Annotated in this window: 17 protein-coding genes; 11 read left to right on the top strand and 6 right to left on the bottom strand. The window is 57.7% G+C overall.

Annotation, left to right across the window (positions count from 1 at the left end):
* Positions 1 to 38 precede the first annotated feature (38 nt).
* The 8 genes from K325_RS0112935 (at position 39) to slmA (ending at position 6,143) form a co-directional block, all read left to right on the top strand.
* Positions 39 to 1,382 (top strand): peptidylprolyl isomerase, encoded by a 1,344-nt coding sequence (locus tag K325_RS0112935; protein WP_029654693.1) that lies wholly within the window; start codon positions 39 to 41, stop codon positions 1,380 to 1,382.
* Positions 1,379 to 2,389 carry a 4-hydroxythreonine-4-phosphate dehydrogenase PdxA gene (gene pdxA, locus K325_RS0112940; protein WP_029654694.1) on the top strand — a complete coding sequence of 337 codons (1,011 nt, stop codon included), beginning with the start codon at positions 1,379 to 1,381 and terminating at the stop codon, positions 2,387 to 2,389. Before K325_RS0112935 ends, pdxA begins: the two co-directional genes overlap by 4 nt.
* Positions 2,386 to 3,216 carry a 16S rRNA (adenine(1518)-N(6)/adenine(1519)-N(6))-dimethyltransferase RsmA gene (gene rsmA / locus K325_RS0112945; RefSeq protein WP_029654695.1) on the top strand — a complete coding sequence of 277 codons (831 nt, stop codon included), beginning with the start codon at positions 2,386 to 2,388 and terminating at the stop codon, positions 3,214 to 3,216. Before pdxA ends, rsmA begins: the two co-directional genes overlap by 4 nt.
* Entirely contained in the window at positions 3,209 to 4,012 is an 804-nt protein-coding gene (locus K325_RS0112950) for a symmetrical bis(5'-nucleosyl)-tetraphosphatase (protein ID WP_029654696.1), read from the top strand. Before rsmA ends, K325_RS0112950 begins: the two co-directional genes overlap by 8 nt.
* On the top strand, positions 3,999 to 4,397 hold the full coding sequence (locus K325_RS0112955) for a DUF423 domain-containing protein (RefSeq protein WP_029654697.1): 399 nt from the start codon (positions 3,999 to 4,001) through the stop codon (positions 4,395 to 4,397). The genes K325_RS0112950 and K325_RS0112955 overlap by 14 nt, the downstream gene beginning before the upstream one ends.
* A gap of 17 nt (positions 4,398 to 4,414) precedes the next feature.
* Positions 4,415 to 4,615 (top strand): sulfur carrier protein ThiS, encoded by a 201-nt coding sequence (gene thiS / locus K325_RS0112960; RefSeq protein ID WP_029654698.1) that lies wholly within the window; start codon positions 4,415 to 4,417, stop codon positions 4,613 to 4,615.
* A gap of 58 nt (positions 4,616 to 4,673) precedes the next feature.
* The gene (locus K325_RS0112965) at positions 4,674 to 5,483 is read left to right on the top strand and encodes a thiazole synthase (RefSeq protein ID WP_029654699.1); all 810 of its coding nucleotides are present in this window, start codon (positions 4,674 to 4,676) and stop codon (positions 5,481 to 5,483) included.
* Between the two features lie 72 nt (positions 5,484 to 5,555).
* On the top strand, positions 5,556 to 6,143 hold the full coding sequence (gene slmA, locus K325_RS0112970; RefSeq protein WP_029654700.1) for a nucleoid occlusion factor SlmA: 588 nt from the start codon (positions 5,556 to 5,558) through the stop codon (positions 6,141 to 6,143).
* A gap of 3 nt (positions 6,144 to 6,146) precedes the next feature.
* Here the strand turns inward: slmA and K325_RS0112975 are convergent, their stop codons facing one another.
* From K325_RS0112975 to K325_RS0112990, 4 genes are all read right to left on the bottom strand, one after another.
* Entirely contained in the window at positions 6,147 to 6,971 is an 825-nt protein-coding gene (locus K325_RS0112975; RefSeq protein WP_029654701.1) for an inositol monophosphatase family protein, read from the bottom strand.
* Positions 6,972 to 7,028: 57 nt separating this feature from the next.
* A complete protein-coding gene (locus K325_RS0112980) occupies positions 7,029 to 8,324 on the bottom strand; it encodes a pyridoxal phosphate-dependent aminotransferase (RefSeq protein WP_029654702.1) in 1,296 nt (431 codons plus the stop codon).
* Positions 8,325 to 8,447: 123 nt separating this feature from the next.
* Positions 8,448 to 9,767: a substrate-binding domain-containing protein gene (locus tag K325_RS0112985; RefSeq protein WP_084694230.1), complete on the bottom strand. Its 1,320-nt coding sequence runs from the start codon at positions 9,765 to 9,767 to the stop codon at positions 8,448 to 8,450.
* A 249-nt stretch (positions 9,768 to 10,016) separates the two neighbouring features.
* Entirely contained in the window at positions 10,017 to 10,328 is a 312-nt protein-coding gene (locus K325_RS0112990; RefSeq protein ID WP_029654704.1) for a DUF3301 domain-containing protein, read from the bottom strand.
* Between the two features lie 275 nt (positions 10,329 to 10,603).
* On the opposite strand from K325_RS0112990, the gene K325_RS0112995 reads away from it, so the two are divergent.
* Both K325_RS0112995 and K325_RS0113000 read left to right on the top strand, forming a co-directional pair.
* Entirely contained in the window at positions 10,604 to 12,262 is a 1,659-nt protein-coding gene (locus K325_RS0112995) for a putative bifunctional diguanylate cyclase/phosphodiesterase (protein WP_036193536.1), read from the top strand.
* 118 nt (positions 12,263 to 12,380) lie between these two features.
* Complete coding sequence (locus K325_RS0113000; RefSeq protein ID WP_029654706.1) at positions 12,381 to 13,346, top strand: AraC family transcriptional regulator; 966 nt, start codon at positions 12,381 to 12,383, stop codon at positions 13,344 to 13,346.
* Between the two features lie 53 nt (positions 13,347 to 13,399).
* On the opposite strand, the gene K325_RS0113005 is transcribed toward K325_RS0113000, so the two are convergent.
* Both K325_RS0113005 and K325_RS0113010 read right to left on the bottom strand, forming a co-directional pair.
* Complete coding sequence (locus tag K325_RS0113005) at positions 13,400 to 16,480, bottom strand: efflux RND transporter permease subunit (RefSeq protein ID WP_029654707.1); 3,081 nt, start codon at positions 16,478 to 16,480, stop codon at positions 13,400 to 13,402.
* Positions 16,480 to 17,577: an efflux RND transporter periplasmic adaptor subunit gene (locus K325_RS0113010; RefSeq protein ID WP_029654708.1), complete on the bottom strand. Its 1,098-nt coding sequence runs from the start codon at positions 17,575 to 17,577 to the stop codon at positions 16,480 to 16,482. The genes K325_RS0113005 and K325_RS0113010 overlap by 1 nt, the downstream gene beginning before the upstream one ends.
* Positions 17,578 to 17,811: 234 nt before the next feature.
* Between K325_RS0113010 and K325_RS0113015 the strand changes: the two genes are divergently transcribed.
* Positions 17,812 to 18,300, top strand: a complete 489-nt coding sequence (locus K325_RS0113015) for a DnaJ domain-containing protein (protein ID WP_029654709.1) — start codon at positions 17,812 to 17,814, stop codon at positions 18,298 to 18,300.
* Positions 18,301 to 18,311: the final 11 nt, after the last annotated feature.

An 18,311-nucleotide genomic window follows, 5' to 3' on the forward strand; every position in this document is an offset into this window, starting at 1 on the left:
ACTGGCTGCGGTCACGATTTAAAAACCAAGAGGTGACTATGAAGGCGACTGTCCGCCAAGGACTGACACTCCTGCTGACGCTGGCTATGCTGGCAATGTCAGTATCTGTTCAGGCCGAACGTAAATTGCTGGACCGCGTGGTAGCCATCGTTGATGACGAGGTGATCCTGCAAAGTGAGCTGGATGCCCGGATCAACACCATCATTGGCCGGCTGAGTGCTCAGGGCACCGGCCTGCCGCCACGGCAGTTGCTGGAGCAGCGGGTCCTGGAACAGTTGATTCAGGAATCCCTGCAGTTGCAGCTGGCAGACCAGATGGGGATGCGGATCAGCGACAATGAGCTCAACGAAACACTGGCAAGCATCGCCCGTAATAACGGGATGACGCTGGCGGAGTTTGAGGGCCAGCTGGCGGAAGAGGGCGTAACCTATCAGCAGGCCAGAGAGCAGATACGTAATGAAATGCTGACCAGCCGGGTGCAGCAACGCCGGGTGGGTAACCGGGTTCGGATTACCGACCGGGAAGTGCAGAATTACCTGCAAGCCCAGGCCGCAAACGGCAGCACCGATGCTGAATTCCGTCTGGCTTACATTTTTATTGAAGTTGATGACCCGGGCAGTGAGGCCTCGGTGGATCAGGCCAGAGAAGACGCACACGCTCTCAGGCAGCAGATTGTGGATGGCCGGGATTTCCGGGAGGTTGCTGTTGCCGAGTCGGATGCCAGCAACGCGCTGGAAGGTGGTGACATGGGCTGGCGGACCGAGAGTCAGTTGCCGTCTCTGGTGGCGCCGGTGGTGACCAGCCTGGAGGTAGGGCAGCCCTCCGAGGTGCTTGAGAACAACAGTGGCTTCCATCTCGTTATGGTGATGGACAAGCGCGGTGGTGACCAGCAGCTGTTTGTTCAGCAACATCGGGTAAGACACATTCTGGTGCGCCCCTCTGAGGCCGTCACCGATGCTCAGGCAGAGCAGCGTATCCGCGACATCTATAGCGAGCTGCAAGACGGAGCGGACTTTGCGGATCTGGCCCGGGAGCGCTCCGATGATCCGGTATCCGGTTCCGATGGCGGTAATCTGGGCTGGGTAAGCCCGGGGCAGATGGTTCCAGCCTTCGAAGAGGCGATGCTTCAGGCCCAGGTCGGAGAATACGTTGGACCGTTCCGGTCCCAGTTCGGCTGGCACATTCTTGAGGTTGAGGAGCGTCGTCAGCAGGATGTCACTGAAGAAAACCGTGAAGCTCAGGCTCGCCAGGCCATCTATATGCGCAAGTTTGAGCAGGAGTTGCAGAACTGGGTCCGGGAGATTCGCGATGAGGCCTTTGTGGAGTTCAAGGGCCAGTATGCGGAGCTGAATCCGGAAGCGGAGGATGCGGATCCGTCATGAGCACACCGGTGATTCTGGCGCTGACGGCGGGTGAACCCGCCGGCATTGGCCCTGAGCTCTGCCTGCAGTTGGCGGCGAAAGACCGAGGGGTCGGGGTGGTGCTGGTCGCCAGCCGAGAGTTGTTACAGGCCCGGGCAGACGAGCTTGGTATTCAGGTTCAGTTGCATGAGTGGGTTCCCGGCACCGTGCCGGAAACCCGGGCAGGGCACCTGTCTGTGCGACACGTGGCTGGCTGTGATTCAACAATAGCCGGGCAGTTGGACACGGCTAACAGCCAGTACGTGCTCGATACCCTCACCCTTGCGGCCAATGGATGCCTGAGGGGGGATTTTGACGGCATGGTGACCGCCCCGGTACACAAGGGGGTGATTAACGACGCAGGCATCGGTTTCAGTGGTCATACAGAGTTTCTGCAAGCGCTCTGTGGTGTTGATCGTGTGGTCATGATGTTGGCCACCGATGAACTTCGGGTGGCGCTGGTCACCACCCACCTGCCACTGCAGGAGGTGCCGGCAGCCATCACTCCTCAGCGGCTGACTCAGGTGAGCCGGATTCTGAATGCGGACCTGAAAACATTCTTTGGGATTGAGCATCCGCGCATTCTGGTTGCAGGCCTGAATCCTCATGCCGGCGAGGGTGGGCACCTGGGGCGGGAAGAAATTGAGGTGATCGAACCTACGCTGGAAACGTTGCGGGCAGAAGGCTTGCAACTGACAGGGCCATTGCCGGCGGATACCCTGTTTACGCCGCACTGGCTGGAGGAAGCTGATGCCGTGCTCGCCATGTATCACGATCAGGGTCTGCCGGTACTGAAGTTCCAGGGGTTCGGCCGGGCCGTCAATGTTACCCTCGGGCTTCCCATTGTCCGCACCTCAGTAGACCATGGGACCGCTCTGGATCTGGCCGGCACTGGGCGGGCGGACGCCGGGAGCCTGCTCACAGCCATTCGGGTAGGCGAACGGATGGCCCGTTCCCGTAAAGCGGCACAGGCCGGAGAGTCATTATGAGCAACAAACACGGTCACCAGGCCCGGAAGCGTTTCGGACAGAACTTTCTGCACGACCCGGGTGTGATTGAGCGCATTGTGCGTTCCATCAACCCCAAACCGGACGACGCCATCGTCGAAATCGGGCCTGGCCTTGGGGCACTGACGGAAGAGATTCTGGCGGTTAACCCGCGATTGCAGGTCGTGGAACTGGATCGGGATCTGATTCCAGTCTTGAGGACCAAGTTCTTCAACTATCCGGAATTCCGTATTCACGAAGCCGACGCGCTCAGTTTCGATTTCAGCCAGTTGATGGATGACCGGCCACTGCGGATTGTCGGCAACCTGCCGTACAACATCTCGACCCCGCTGATCTTTCACTTGCTGGAGCAGAGCGGTGTGGTGCAAGACATGCATTTCATGCTGCAGAAAGAGGTCGTGCAGAGGTTGGCGGCCGTGCCAGGGGACAACAACTATGGCCGCCTGGGAATCATGGCTCAGTATTTCTGCCGGGTGCAGCCACTGTTTGAGGTGGGGCCGGGGGCTTTCAGGCCTGCGCCAAAAGTGGATTCGGCGATTGTGCGACTGGTGCCTCACCAGACATTGCCGCACCCGGCAAGAGATTTGAAAACCCTGCAGGCCGTGGTGCGGACGGCGTTCAATGCCAGACGGAAAACCCTGCGCAAAGCTCTCGGGGCACTGGTCAGTGTCGCGCAGTTGCAATCTCTGGGCATTAACGATGGTCTTCGGCCGGAGAACCTTTCCCTGGCAGATTACGTCCGGATTGCGGATTTGTTGGTGGAGAGCGGAGCCTCATCTGCCGGTAACGATGAGGTAAGTCATGACTGACTACGCCATTGGCGATATTCAGGGATGTTACGACCGGTTACGGGATGTTCTGGCGAAAGTGGATTTTTCGCCCTCCCGTGACCGGCTCTGGGTTGCCGGTGATCTGATCAATCGGGGACCGGCGTCACTGGAAACTCTGCGCTACATTGAGCGTCTGGGGGACTCCGCCGTGGTTGTGCTGGGCAATCATGACCTGCACTTACTGGCGGTCGCGCTCGGCGGTCACCGCCCGAAACGTAAAGACACCCTGCATGACATTCTTGAGGCGCCAGACCACGACCGGCTGATCCACTGGCTGCGCCAGCAACGCCTGTGTGTCTTTGACGCCGAGCGTAACCTGCTTATGGCGCATGCCGGGTTGCCGCATATCTGGAGTGTTGAGCAGGCGGTGACGTGCGCCCGGGAGGTGGAGCGGGTCATTCGCAGCGAGGAGGCGGGCGACTACTTCAGCCAAATGTATGGCAACCAGCCGGAGCGTTGGTGTGATACGCTCAGAGGAATGGATCGATGGCGGGTGATCACCAATTACTTTACCCGCATGCGGTTTATTGCCGGTGACGGACGACTGGAGCTGGCCACCAAGGAAGCTGCCGATCATTCGCCGGCGGGCTTTGCCCCCTGGTTCTCTTATCCCCGTCAGGATGACGTTCGTGTGGTATTTGGTCATTGGGCCGCCCTGGAAGGTAACACCGGCAGCGACCGGTTTATCGGGCTGGACACAGGGTGTGTCTGGGGAGGCGCTTTGACGATGATGAATCTGGACACCGGAGAGAAAATTCATTGTGACTGTGGCTGATTCCAGAACGCAGGTTGTTCGCTGGGCACTCATTGCTGGTGCCGCGTTGGGCCTGTTGGCCGTAATGGCAGGGGCCTTCGGGGCTCATGGGTTGCGTCATGTAGTGAGTGAGCGGGGTCTTGAGGTGTTCCAGACCGCCGTCAGCTATCAGATGTATCACGCTCTGGCGCTGGTTGCGGCCAGCCTTATGCCAGCGCTGGGGTTGTCTCGGCGTTTGCTGGGGGTTGCCAGTGGCTTCTGGCTGACCGGGGTGTTGCTTTTCAGCGGCAGTCTGTATTTGCTGGTGCTGACGGGTAACCATTGGCTTGGGCCGGTGACTCCCGTTGGCGGCGTTTGTTTCATGGTGGGCTGGGCGCTCCTGATGGCCTCAGCTCTGAAAAAATAACGGAGGCATTCGTATCCATGTTTGTGCAGGTGAATGGTGAAGCTATGGAACTCCCTGGCGGAGCAACCATAGCCGTCCTGATTGATCGGCTCACACTGACCGGGAAGCGCCTGGCCGTCGAGGTCAATGAAGACATCGTGCCTCGGAGCCAGCACGAGCAATTCACCCTGAGCGAGGGTGATCGGGTCGAGGTTGTCCACGCCATCGGCGGCGGTTAAGACCACCCTTCAGGCGGGTGATATCAGTTCCTAATTTTCTCACTAACTCAGGCAGGCTATGACAGAGACAGCGGAAATTCAGCTCCCCGAAGACAAACCCCTGGAAATCGCCGGCAAGGTGTACCAGTCGCGCTTGCTGGTCGGGACGGGCAAATACCATGATCTGATGGAAACCGGCCACGCTATCGAGGCCAGCGGTGCTGAAATCGTGACGGTGGCGGTGCGCCGCACCAACCTGGGGCAGAACCCGGATGAACCGAACCTGCTGGATGTCATTTCCCCGGAAACCTACACCATCCTGCCCAACACGGCGGGTTGCTACACCGCAAAAGATGCGGTGCGCACCTGTAAACTGGCCCGGGAGCTGTTGGATGGGCACGACCTGGTAAAACTGGAAGTGCTCGGGGAACACAAAACTCTGTATCCCAATATGCCCGAGACGCTGGCTGCGGCCGAAGCGCTGATTAAGGATGGCTTTCAGGTGATGGTGTACTGCTCCGATGATCCGTTGCTGGCCATGCGACTGGAAGAAATGGGCTGTGTCGCCATCATGCCACTGGGGGCGCCGATTGGTTCCGGGCTGGGCATTCAGAATCGCTACAACATCCGTCTGATCGTTGAAAACGCCCGGGTTCCGGTCCTGGTGGATGCCGGTGTCGGCACCGCGTCTGATGCGACCATTGCGATGGAGCTGGGCTGCGATGGCGTCTTGATGAATACCGCCATTGCCCAGGCCAAAGATCCGATCCGAATGGCCAATGCCATGCGTCTGGCGATTGAGTCCGGCCGGGAGGCCTACCTGGCTGGTCGTATGCCAAAGAAGCTGTATGCCAGTGCATCATCGCCGATCGACGGTACTTTTTTCTAAAAAGTCCTTCCCCGCCGGGGAAGGCATTCTAAAAAAACCAAAACCAGAATTTCAGAGCGCTGTAGTCCTGTCATGACCAATCAGAAACCCAGCCGGCGGGAAACCATCCTGCGGGCGCTTGTTGAGTTACTGCAAAATGACCCCGGAGCCCGTATTACCACGGCAGGCCTTGCCAAGAACGTCGGGGTGACTGAGGCTGCGCTGTACCGGCATTTTCCCAGTAAGCGAAAGATGTTTGAGGCATTGATCGAGTTTGCCGAGGACGCGGTTTTCAGTCGTTGTCAGGTGATCCTGCAGGAGCAGGAGGAAGTGAAGGTCCGCTTGCAGCAGCTATCGCACCTGGTGCTGGTGTTTGCGGAGAGAAATCCGGGGCTGTGCTGTGTGCTGACAGGTGATGCCCTCATGGGGGAGGATGCGGCCTTGAGAAAGCGTGCTTCCCAGTTTTTTGAACGGCTGGAAACGCAGATACGTCAGGCGCTGAAGGAAGGGGAAATCCGAGAGGGGCTTCGCCCGCGAACAACGGCCGCCCGCGGCTCGGATTTCGTGATGGTGTTTATGGAAGGGCGGATTCAGCGCTTTGTTCGGACATCGTTTGCTCGTCTCCCGACAAGCGATTTTGATGAAGCCTGGGGTCTGGTGTCTGAAGCGGTCTGGGGATAACCCTCAGTCGTAATTCGAAGCCGTCCGTAGAATGGCCCGCACCGCCTCCCAGATCGCCGGCGCAGAAATCAGGATATCCCGCCCATACAGATCGGCGGGATAGCCCTCAGGAACCTCGCCGAAGTGGCCGACGGTGGCGCCGGCTTCTTTGGCAATCAGGCGGGCGGCTGCGAAGTCCCACGGGCTGACGTTTTCGTAGTAGATATCCAGCCGGCCACAGGCCACCCAGCAGATGTCGAGGGCGGCTGAGCCAATCCGACGAAGGTCCCGGCATTGGTGAATCATGGCGTTGAGCCTTTGCACCAATGGCTCCAGGTTGTCTTTGGTATACGGAAACCCGGTTGCAAACAGGGATTGTCTGGGGTTGGTGGCCCCGCTGTGGCGAACCGGTAAACCATTCAGGGTGGCGCCGCAGCCCTCCGTGGCCCGGAAGGTTTCCCCTGCAAACGGGGCGTGCACTACCCCCGCGCGGACATTGCCTTTTTCGGCGTAGGCAATGGAAACGGCCACCTGAGGGTGACCGTAGGCGTAGTTCACGGTGCCATCAATGGGGTCAACAATCCATAACGGGGTTTCCAGTTCTTCTGCCTGAGACAGATCCGGCATGGTTTCCTCTGAGAGGATGCGGTGGTGGGGAAAGCGCTCGCGGATGGTGCCGGTGATGAATTCGTCGGCCATGACGTCTGCGTGGGTAACCAGTTCGGTCTGGTGTTTGTAGTCGGTCCGAAGGGTGTTTTCTTCCCGCTCGTGACGAATCAGCTCCCCGGCTTCACGGGCAAGAGCCTCGGTAAAATCGGTGATTTCCTGAAGAAAGACGGAGTCAGACATGGCACCCTCGTTTGTTTTCCCGATAGAGAATGAGGGTGCCAGTCTATCACGACGTGCTCAGAGGCTGGCCAGCCATGCCTCCATTTTATCCATGGCCTGGACCAGACGAGGGCAGGCCTGTTTGACGAAAGCGTCATCCAAGGCCTGTTCGGCATAGTCGCCTCCGGCGAGACTCAAAGCCAGTGCGCCGTCGAAGTCAACAAATGCCAGGCGGGCGCCCAGGTGATCTGGCACAAAACCGAAATCGCTGGAGGGCAGTATTGCCACGCCGGTATTCTCCAGCAGTGCGGTGCAGAACGCCTGTGACGTTTTAATATCTTTGCGGGCCAGCGGTTCGCGGAAACCGGAGAAGTCCGGAAACAGGTAGAACGCGCCTTCGGGTTTCTGAACCACGGCGCCCATGTCGCTTAGGCGACGATGCAGGTATTCGCCCACCACCTTCAGAACACGGCGTGACTGTCTGAGGTACTCATTAATGTCATCTCCGCCGTTAAACGCTGCAATGGCGGCGTGCTGAATAGGCGCACTGGTTGCGGTGTAGGTTTCGCTGGCGATGATCGCCATGGCATCCTGGAGTGGTCGCAACTCCGGCGGGAAGATAAAGGTGCCCAGGCGCCAACCGCCAGCGCCGGCCCACTTGGACAACCCCGTGCTGATGATCGTACCTTCGGGATAATAGCGGGCGATGGACTTGTGCTTGCCCTCAAAGTGGACTTCACCGTAGATCTCATCCGACAGCAGAATCAGTTTGTATTTCCGGGCCACGTTGGCGATGGCCAGCAATTGATCTTCTGTGTAGGTGCATCCGGTCGGGTTGGACGGGTAGTTGAGAATCAGAATCCGTGGCCGCGAAGGATCGTCCCGGCAGATGATGTCGAGCTCTTCAGCAGTCAGTTGCCAATTGTTCTCGGCATGGGTTGGCAGCCAGTGAACCGAGCGACCAATGATCCGGGCCTGGGGGGCATAGGAGACCCAGCTTGGGCGAGGAATCAGCAGGTCTCCGTAATAGGCCAGCTGCAGCATGAACAACAGCTCTTTGGAGCCTGGGCCGATGAGCACGTCTTCCCAGCTGCAGCGCATGCGCTCGTTACGGTTTATGTAACCGGCAATGGCTTCACGAAGGCCTTTCAGGCCTCTGACCGGAAGATAGTCTTTTTCGTGAGCGTGTGCTTGGAGAGCCTCCACGACACGATCAGGGACCGGGAACGGAGATTGCCCCAGCCCGAGTTTGATGATGTCTTTGCCCTCTGAACGAAGCTGATTACTGAGTTCGTTGATACGGAGGGTCGCTGAGGGCTGAATGCCCCGCACATTCAGGTTGATCGCGTAACGGTGGTCGTTTTTGATGTCCATTGTCCCGGTCTGTTTGTTGAGTGGTGACAACGGCAGTATAGGAAACCCAAACATATCTGTGAGGTGGGTGCGGATAAGGGATTGCCGAAGTTTTTGTGTAGACTTTGGTCAATCCCCTGGGCGCTAGTGGCTCTTGATCCAGACTTCAACCCGTCCGTTACGCTGGTTTCCTTTGCCGCCCACGGGCATGTAGTGCCCATAGCCGGTGTATGCAGCATTGGCAACATTGGCCTCGCTCAGCGCCTTGCGAACGGAGAGGGCTCGCAGTTCCGAGATCATCTGGGCACGAAGCTCATGGCTCTGGGCATCTGCGAAACCGATCAGCAGCAGGTCGTCGCCGCTGAGATTTTGTTGTTCGAGATAATGTTTGACCCGCAACAGATCCCGCTGCGCTTTGTTGTCGAGACGGGTGCGTCCCTCTGCAAACCGGAAGTTGACCGTCAGCCGTTGATAGTTTCCGGTCAGTCTGCGAAAACTCTTGGGCACAGAGTCGTCAAACTCGGGTTTGACCGCAATGGGGTTCTGGGACACAAAACCGGATTCTGCGACCAGGTTCTGCCCTTCCTCTGCCAGGGCGAACTCAATCAGGCCTTTGGCGAATCGTGGGGTCTGATTCCCCATGGTGTACATAAACAGGCGCCGGGACAGCGGGTAGTCTTCGCTGGCAACGGTCAACTGATCAGGCTTTAGGGCTGGCGCGTCACCTTCGGAAATGGCGAGCAACTTGCTGTTCCTGACCGAAGCCAGGCCTGAGAAGCCAATTCCCCCCGGGTCACGCGAGACATCGTCAGAAAGCTGGTCGTTAGACTCGTACCGTTTTGCGGCACCGTCAAGTGTGTAAGTTTTGCCAAGTACCAGGGATTTGAACGTATCCCAGGTACCCGAACGATCATCTCTGGCATAAAGCTGAATACTCTGATCCGGGCCGCCGAGTTCTTCCCAGTTACGGATCTGGCCCGAGAATACCTTGGCGAGCGTCTCGATACTCATGGCGTTGATGGGGTTGCCCGGATGCACCAGCACGGCCAGACCATCAATGGCGATGACATGTTCACTTTCCAGTGAGGTAAGGTCTGCTTTCTCCCGAACCTGGCTGGCCTCAGTGGACTTGACCGGTCGGGATGAAGCCCAGACCTGGGCCTTCCCACTGGCGAGTGTGCGGAACCCCGTGCTGGACCCATGGGCTGCGACCAGAACACTGATCCGCCCCTTGTCAGACCCCGTCATCAGAATCTGCTCATTCTCCGTGCCGGTGGGCCGTCGGCTGACCGGCCCTGTCCCGTGCTGTTCGAGATAGCCGGAGACCAGCATCGGGGCAAGTGTAGCCCCGACGGTGTTGGAACCGTGGATCTCCAGCTCGTGGGCATTGGCCGAGGTACAGAGAACGGCGGCAGTCAGCAGCCCGAACCAGTGTCCGGCGGCCTTCTTTCTGGCGTGCGGCATCTTGATGAAAGCCTTTTCAGATCATGCAGTTGTGGTAAAGAAAGGATGCTACAGAAATGTGACAGTTTTGTTTCGCAGGGGCTGGCGCGGGCTTTGTTTTTGTAACGGAGTGTTACAAGTCGGTCTGTCGGAGCCGTTGAGCATTGCTCCCGGAGGATGATAGAGCATGGTTCGCTCTGGCTTGAGGCTTGGTTCTTCCCGAACGGGTCCTGAGTGCTAATTGATGACGAAATTCAGGTGACGGAGTATTCAGAAACGGTGGGGGTCTAGTTCGCTGTGGACGATGCTCTGCCCGAGCATGATGATGCGGCCGGTGTAGCGTTCCTCACCAGTGGTGGTGAAATCAAACAGAAAACGGCGCCATACCCGCAGTTTGCCGTGCGGGTCACGCTTGAACCAGAGGCCCCTGAGGTAAACCGCGTCGTCCAGAAGCAGCACGTCGCAGGTTTTGCAGTACTGGCGGGCGGCCTGCAGGACAAAATCCTTGATGGCTTTGGCCCGCCACCAATACCAGACAGCGAAGCCAGCGACAAACAGCCAGAAGAGTGTTCCAAGAGTCAATGGACGGGTAACCCTGTTGGTGGCAATTGCCCGGGCGCAAAGAGGGCTCGCCCGATTAAACCGCAAGACTACCCTATTTTGTACCGGTTCGGGAAATTGACGGGCTGGTCCTGATCTAAGGGGCGGTAAGTTGAAAATTCACCAACTGTTTCTTATACCTATATTTTGAGTCGGTATTTTTTATACACGATAAGGACAAGGCTGCCGCATTTCTGATTCTCTTGGGGAGTTGAGCGTCTGCAGAGGGCATACAGGACGTTGAAAGGACGCCGCGTATGAATGGGTTGACCGAACAGGACTTCAGGGCTCTGGTGGATAGTCATCCAAGGGCCATCATGCTCTCAACGCAAGACTCAGTGATCACCTACGTAAACAAAATGTTCCGTGTGGTGACCGGATATTGCCCGGAGGAAGTGGTGGGAAGGGCGCCGTCGGTGCTCAGTTCCGGGTTTCATTCCCCGGAGTTCTATCAATCCATGTGGGAGAGCCTGAACGAGAGCGGGCGTTGGGAGGGGTTGATCTGGAACCGTAGAAAGAGCGGAGAAAACTATCCTCAATGGCTGACGATCTACCCGGTGGGGAACGAAGACAGGCGTCTTTATGCGGGTGTGTTCATGGACGTTGGTGATCTGACAGCCAGCAACGAGCGGTTGGCGACCTTGGCCTACTATGATCCACTCACGGAGCTACCTAACCGATCACTGTTTCAGGAGTTTCTTCAGGCCAGAGTGAAGCGGCGAAGAGAGGGGACCGATCGATTTGCGGTGTTGTGCATCGATCTGGACTTTTTCAAATCTGTAAATGACCTTCATGGACACGAATGTGGCGACCAGATGCTGAAACAGGCTGCCTCCTGTATTCAGGCCGTGGTTAGTAAAAGGGATGTGGTTTCCCGGTTGGCGGGCGATGAGTTTGCGGCGATCATTGAGCTGGACTCCGAAGAGGAACTAAACGCTGTATGTGAACGGATGGCGAGCATCTTCTACGCCCCAATGATGGTGGGGCACCGGGAGCATTTTCTGTCGGCATCGGTTGGTGCAGCGATCTACCCTGATCATGGAGGTACTGCCGCTGAGTTGTTTCAGAATGCCGATAGGGCGATGTGCGCCGCCAAATTGGCGGGGCGGGCCTGTTATCGGATCTATAGCCCTGCTGAAAGTCTCCGGAGCCAGCATCAGCAACGGCTGTCGGAGGCGCTGCTTGCTTCTCTCAAGGTTGCAAGGGATGAGTTCTCGGTGGTTTACCAGTCCCAGTATGACCTTTCTGATGGCAGCATGGTTGGAATGGAAGCGCTGCTTCGTTGGCAGCATCCATTGTATGGATCGGTGTCACCTGAGGAGTTTGTGCCGCTGGCAGAGCAGAGGGGGCAGATTCACGAGCTAACAGAATGCCTGGTGGATTGTATCATCCAGGACATGCACTTGTTGGCTGCAGGTAAAGGGCAGGGGCGTAGGTTGTCGATCAACATTTCGGCCCGTCAGATCGTGGATGGCCGGCTTGAAAAATTGCTAGAACCATTTTTTGAGAAGGTGAGGCAGATTGGCTGGAACCCTGAAATCGAGATTACGGAAACCCATCTGATGAACTTGTCCCGACGCTGTCTGGACAAGCTCCGGGATTATGGTTGTAAAGGCGTGACTCTGGCGATTGATGACTTCGGCACTGGCTATTCATCGCTGGCGTATCTCCATGCTTTGCCTGTTAACGTTCTTAAAATCGACCGGCAGTTTGTCCAGCGTATTGGCTCCAGCGGGCGGGATACACGAATCGTCTCCGCTATTCTGGCCATTGCCGAGGCACTGGATTTGGAAGTGGTTGCTGAAGGGATAGAAACGGAAGCCCAGATGCGTATGCTTCAGGAACTGAAGTGCCACCGAGGGCAGGGGTACCTGATGGCTCGGCCTTCCCCCCTCGAGCAGATGCATCTGGATTGATGAACATCAATTAACCCGCAAACTTCGCTCATTTTCCGCGCATTTTGCAAGATTTGGCTAGGGGATTGCGCGGAGCTGACATAAAACAGCAGTCTCACTCATTGCCCGTATACGTTGTATGCACACTCTGACTGCGAAACCGGACCTGGATGCTTACCTTCGACTTATTCGGGCCGCTGCGGATGAATGGCAGGCGGCTCTCCGGGAGTTACTGCACTGTGATGAGGCCGATATCACGCTTCAGAGCCCCCAAGCCGTGGCTGGATCGCTCTCCTCTTTGAGGGTCGAGCGGGGGGCGTTATGTCTCCTGACACTGGCGCAGGACGCGGAAGTTCATCTTTGTGGTATGCCCGGAGCCTTGTTGATGGTTCCTCTGGCTGGTCACTGTGAACTCCTTCTGGAAGGAGAGCGTGGCCAACCGGTGCTTCCGATGGCCGTGGTAAGTGCTCACAGATCGGTATCCGTTCGCGCTGAAGGCAACGCCCAGCTGATGCTGCTTCGTCCTCATGTCTGGTCTTGCAAGGTCCGGCCGGGGGAGGGGGCGCTGACAAACATGGCGAGCCGGGTAACTCAGTTTCTGCGGCGCGCGAGTTTCTTTCGGGGGCATGATGACGCTTGCCGTTCGGCCAATGCGTTATTTGACGCCCTGGATAGCCTGGCCTGTACCGGGCGCGGTGAAGCAGAGGAGTTCTCCGAAGAACTCGACCGGCGGCTGGCACGGGTGATTGACAAAATTCACAGCGAGCCTGCCTGGGAGTTTAACCTGCAGGAGCTTGCCAGCCACTCGGGCGTGAGCGAGCGCAACCTGTATTATCTGATGAAGCGTGAGACGGGCATGACGCCCTACCGTTTCTATCAGCGCTGCCGTCTGGTTCGGGTGCGCCGCCGCCTGGTGGATTGCCAATGCGATGTGCCCCACATTTCATGGTATGCCGCCGATGAAGGATTCTCCCACCTTGGGCGATTTGCGGCGCTTTACCGGGAGCATTTCGGAGAACTGCCCAGTGAAACGGTGCAGTGGCGACGGCGTTTGCAGGCGGTCGAGCTGACAGCCGGTGTCCCGGACGGGATGATTCATTCCTGAGACGAAAAAGCCCGGCACGCAGCATGCCGGGCTTTGATTTGTTGCTGGCCGGTTTAGTGATTGCCGGCCGTTACGCTCTTCTCATCACCGTACTCATCCGAGGCGGCTCCGTGATGATCACGAGCCAGCAGAATGTAGAACGCTGGTAACACGAACACCGTAAACAGGGTGCCGATACCAAGGCCAGCAACGATGGTCAGACCGATGGCAAACCGGCTCTCCGCGCCGGGACCGATGGCGATCAGCAATGGCACCATGGCGAAGATCAGTGCCAGGGAAGTCATGATGATTGGTCGCAAGCGGATGGCAGCCGCTTCGATAACCGCATCGACCTTGTTGAGCCCCCGTTCTTTCTGCAGCTGATTGGCGAATTCCACGATCAGGATGCCGTTTTTCGACACTACCCCGATCAGAGTAATCAGCCCCACCTGGGTATAGATGTTCATCGATGCAAAGCCCAGCACGATGAACGCCATGGCGCCGGCGACCGACATCGGGACCGACACAAGAATGATGATCGGGTCGCGCCAGCTTTCAAACTGGGCGGCCAGCACCAGGTAGATCACCAGCAAGGACAGGAAGAAGGTCACCATCAGTGCACTGCCCTGCGTTGCCAGTTGACGTGTTTCGCCGGTGTAGTCGTAGCTGAAGCCCAGAGGGAACGACTCACTGGCTGTCTGCTCCATGAAGTCCATGGCAGTGCCTGCAGCAACGCCTGGCATCACAACACCTTCCAGCGTCAGAGAGTTCTGCTGGTTGAACTGGGTCCGGTTGGATGGCTCGACTTCTTCGGTAAAGCTGACCACGCTGGACAGAGGTACCAGTTCGCCATTGCCGGCCCGGATATAGTAGTCCTGCAGGGCTTCTTTGCTTGGGCGGAAGTTGTCATCAACCTGAGGGATGACCTGGTATGAACGGCCTTCCATATTGAACCGGTTGATGTAGCCACCACTGAGCATACTCGCCAGAGACTGGCCGACATCCTGCATCGACAGACCAAGGTCGGCCACGCGATCACGGTCCACATTGATGCGGGTCACCGGCTTGTCGAAGTTGATGGATTTTTTCAGGAACATGAAGTTGCCACTTTGCATGGCTTTGCCCAGCAGCTCATCGGCAACCTGGTCCAGTTGTTCATAGCTGCCACCGGTGGTGATGACGAACTGGAACGGCAGGCCGCCACCGGAGCCAGGCAATGCCGGGGCAGGGAAGACGGCGGTCTGGAGCCCGGTTACCTGTTTCAGCTCGGCGTCCAGTAAAGGCTGGACCTCAAACTGGCTGATCTCCCGCTCACTCCACGGCGCAAGCTTGAAACCACCGAACACCGCATTCGGGCTGGTGATGCCAAGAATCATGAAGTCTTCGCTGTAGCCGGGCACATCCGACATTCTGTTCTGCACTTCCTGCCCGTGATCGTAGAGGTAGTCCAGAGTGGAGGTTTCTGGCCCGAGCCCCTGGTAGAACAGGATGCCCTGATCTTCCGTGGGGGCCAGTTCGTTCTGGCTCATCATCACCATGAAGTAGATGGAACCGAGGACGACAAAGGCAAAGAACACCACCACGGATTTTGTCTGCATCAACGAGGTCAGAGCAGCCTTGTAACCATTAGCAAGCCCGTTAAAGGTTTTTTCCACAATCTGCTCGAACCGGCCCGGATTGCCGTGGGGCTTCAGAACCTTGCCGGACAGCATGGGGGACAGCGTGAGCGCGACAACCCCTGAGATCACCACGGTGCCCGCCAGGGTGAACGCAAACTCGGTGAACAGTGATCCAACCAGCCCGCCCATAAATCCGATCGGGGCATACACCGCAACCAGAGTGGTGGTCATGGCGATGATGGGGGTAGCCATTTCCCGGGCTCCATGGATGGCCGCATCAAAACGGGATTCACCCTGTTCGATGTGTCGGTGGACGTTTTCCACCATGATGATGGCGTCATCCACCACCAGTCCGATGGCCAGGACCATAGACAACAGGGTCAGCAGGTTCAGGGAGAACCCGAACATCAGCATGATGAAGGCACCCCCGATCAGCGACAAAGGCACGGCGACCGAAGGCACGATGGACGCCCGGACTGAACCCAGACAGAGGAAAACCACCACCAGTACGATGATCATTGCTTCGAGCAGCGTCCGGATCACTTCGTTGATGGAGTCTTCGATAAAGTCGGAAGCGTCGTAAGCCAGTCGAACATTCAGACCACTGGGCAGCTGGCTTTCGATATCCGGCAATTCGGTTTTCACCAGACCGGCTACCGTCAGCGGGTTGGCGCCCGGTGCCAGCTCAATGGCGACATAGGTAGCGGGCTGACCTTTGTAGAGTGCCAGACTATCGTAAGTTTCAGACCCTAGCTCCACCCGGGCAATGTCCTGTAGCCGGATCAGAGAGCCGTTGGCCTGCTTCACCACCAGGTTGCGAAACGCCTCCGGATCTGCGATGTCGGTATCGCTGGTAAGGCTGACCTCTGTGTATTTGCCACGGGTTTTGCCAACGGCGGCCTGATAGTTGTTAGCCCTCAGTTTGGCGGCTACCTCAACGGGGGTCATGTCAACGGCAGCCAGACGCTCGGGATCGAGCCATACCCGAAGCGCAAAGGTCCGGCCCAGAAGTTCGGCTTTACTGACGCCGGCAAGCGCCTGAAGTTTTGGCTGCACAACCCGGGTCAGGTAATCGGTAATCTGTGGGACATCCAGCTCGGTACTGTAGAAGGCAATGTACATCAGTGCGGTGCTGTCGCCCGTGGTGGAGGTGATGACCGGGTCTTCAGCCTCTGATGGCAGCACGTTCCGCTGACTGGCTACCTTGGCCTGGATTTCCGCCAGCGCATCGTTGGCGTCGTAGTTCAGCACCATTTTGGCCTGGATGGTGGAGACGCTTTGGGAGCTGGTTGAGGTCAGGTAGTCAATACCGCTGGCTTCAGCAATAGCTTGTTGCAGGGGCGTTGTAATAAAACCCTTGATCAGGTCTGAGCTGGCGCCAGGGTACGCCGTAGTCACAGTTACGGTGGTGCTTTCCAGTTCGGGGTACTGGCGGATTTCCATCTCCATGGCCGCCCGGGCGCCGACCAACAGGATCAGCAGGCTGACCACTGTGGCCAGGACCGGCCGGTGGACAAAAATGTCGGTGAATTTCATTACTCAGACGCCTCCTGGCCGGATTCGTCCTGGATCTGAACACGTTGTCCCGCCCGAAGCCTCAAGAGGCCTTTGGCAACAACCGTTTCGCCTTCTTCCAGACCAGACAATACGGCGGTCCGGCCATTGCGGACTTCGCCAGTGGTTATGGTCTGCCTGTGAGCGATCAGTTCGCCTTGATCGTTTTCTTTCACGACATAGACGAAGTTGCCATAGGTGTTGTAAGACACTGCGGTGCGAGGCAGGGTGACCACCCGGTTGTCTTCGGGCTGACCTGTCTGAATGGTGGCGAACATGCCTGGCCGTAGCAGGTTTTCTTTGTTGTTCAGGGTTGCGCGCATGCGCACGGTCCGGGTTTCCGGGCTCACCGAGGTGTTAATGGCACTGACTTCGCCCTCGAAGGTCTTGTCTGGCACGGCGGCGACGGTCACAGAAACCGGGTAGCCCTGATTAACATTGGGCAGGAACTTCTCTGACAGGGTGTAGTCCACGTAGATCGGGTCGAGCATGTTGATCTCGACGATCGGGGTACCGGTTCCGATGTATTGTCCCTGGTCCACCATTCGAATGCCGAGCTTGCCGTCGAAGGGAGCCCGGATGACTTTCTTGTTCAGTTGTGCTTCGGCTTCGTTGACGCGGGCTCTGGCCGCATCAAAGTTGGCTTTGGATTCGTCATACTGGGACTGGGAAACCGCGCGCTTAGGCAACAGATCCGAGACCCGCTTGAACTCCTGTTCGGCCAGTTGTGCTTCCGCCCGCCGCGTGCGCAGTGCAGCTTCATCAATAGCCGCGTCCAGACGGACCAGCACATCGCCTTTGCGAACCGTATCGCCAGATTCAAAACCGATGCTCTCGATCACCCCCGGCACCTCATTGGCGACTTCGATCCCGTTAATGGCTTCGACACTGCCAACAGCCTTGATGGCCGGCTGCCAGTTTTCGATGGTGGATCTGGTGACTGAAATGATGGCCGGTGGCTGCGGCTGTGACATCATTTCTTTCATCTGTCCGAACTGGTAAAACTTGTAGCCAAAAATTCCACCGAGCACGACGCCGAGGAAGATAAGGACGATGACGAAACGGGAAGCAGTGCGCATAAGTCTGTTCCTGGGAGTAAATTTCCTGAATCTGATAGCGTCGCCCGGTAGGGAAGGCTGGCAGCTCTCCGTGCAAATCAGGGATCGGGGACAATGTAATAGAGCATCATTTCGATTTAGCGCATAGGATGCTACAAAAGCTGTTTCTATTTGTCACCCGTTTGCATTCGACAAACGCTATATATTGTGGATTCATGGCGGTGACACCCGCATCGCGAGAGGGTATGAAATAAGATGCAACTGATTCTCGGACTTGCCCTGACGGCGGCCGTGTTCGTGATCCTGAAAAAATGGGGCGCGCTGTCGCCGGAGGGGCAAAAAGCGGCGATCTGGAAAGTGGTGCTGGTCGCCGGTGGGGCGCTGCTGCTCTTTATGGTGCTGACCGGGCGAGTGCACGTGCTCACCGCGGGCATTGCTGCCCTGATTCCACTGATCCGAAAGCTGCCCGTGCTGTTCAGACACCTGCCCTGGCTTCGGCGAGCCCTGGGGGCGACGGAAGAGCGTGGGGCCGGGCAGGGCCAGCAGCAGGCCCATGCTGCTCCTGCCGGAGCCATGAGCGAGCGGGAGGCCTGCGATATACTGGGGGTGCAGCCAGGGTGCAGCTCTGAAGAGGTGGTGGCGGCCCATCGGCGATTGATGCTGAAAGTTCACCCTGACCGAGGTGGCAACGACTATCTGGCCGCCAAGCTCAATGAAGCCCGGGACGTGCTGCTGGGGCGGTGAGGCAAGGTCTG

Source organism: Marinobacter daepoensis DSM 16072 (assembly GCF_000421165.1).
In the GTDB taxonomy this organism is placed as follows: Bacteria; Pseudomonadota; Gammaproteobacteria; order Pseudomonadales; family Oleiphilaceae; genus Marinobacter; species Marinobacter daepoensis.